Source organism: Streptomyces coeruleofuscus (genome assembly GCF_039532725.1).
Classification (GTDB): domain Bacteria; phylum Actinomycetota; class Actinomycetes; order Streptomycetales; family Streptomycetaceae; genus Streptomyces; species Streptomyces coeruleofuscus.
This window is the reverse complement of record NZ_BAAASE010000031.1, coordinates 1-735: the sequence shown is the minus strand read 5'-3', so window position 1 is coordinate 735 and position 735 is coordinate 1. Positions and strand designations below refer to the sequence as shown.

General features: G+C 67.5%; 1 protein-coding gene. It reads left to right on the top strand.

Features of this window, described 5'->3' with window-relative positions; all coding sequences use genetic code 11:
- A partial coding sequence (locus ABFX81_RS42115) for an ABC transporter ATP-binding protein (protein ID WP_346139710.1) occupies nt 1-735 on the top strand: 735 nt, incomplete at both ends.

The following is a 735-nucleotide window of genomic DNA, read 5'->3' as shown; positions in this document are numbered from 1 at the left end:
GCACTCGGACCACCGCGACGGGCAAAGCGCTGTCGGTGGTAGCCCTTCGCAAGACCTACGGGGACGTCGTCGCGGTCGACGAGGCGTCCATGGAGATCGCGGCCGGGGAGTTCGTCACCTTCCTCGGCGCCTCGGGGTCGGGCAAGACCACGACCCTGATGATGATCGCCGGTTTCTGCGAACCCGACTCCGGCACCATCACCGTCGGGGACCGCGACGTCACAAAGCTCGCCCCGCAGAAACGCAACCTCGGCTTCGTCTTCCAGCAGTACCTGCTCTTCCCGCACATGACGGTCAGCGAGAACGTCGCCTTCCCGCTCACGCTGCGCGGGGTGCCGAAGGACGAGATCCGCAGGCGCGTCGGGGAGACGCTGGAGATCGCGGGCCTGTCCGGGTTCGGCGGCCGCAAGCCGCGTGAGCTCTCCGGTGGTCAGCAGCAGCGTGTCGCCCTGTGCCGGGCGCTGGTCTACCGCCCGCCGGTCATCCTGATGGACGAGCCGCTGGGCGCCCTGGACAAGAAGCTCCGCGACCAGCTCCAGGTCGAGATCAAGGCCATCCAGCAGGAACTCGGCCTGACCGTCATCTATGTGACGCACGACCAGGAGGAAGCCCTGGTCATGTCGGACCGCATCGCGGTGATGCGCAACGGCCTGATCGAGCAGTTCGACACCCCCCGGGAGCTGTTCGAACGCCCGAGGACTCCGTTCGTGGCGGACTTCCTCGGCGCGGCCAATT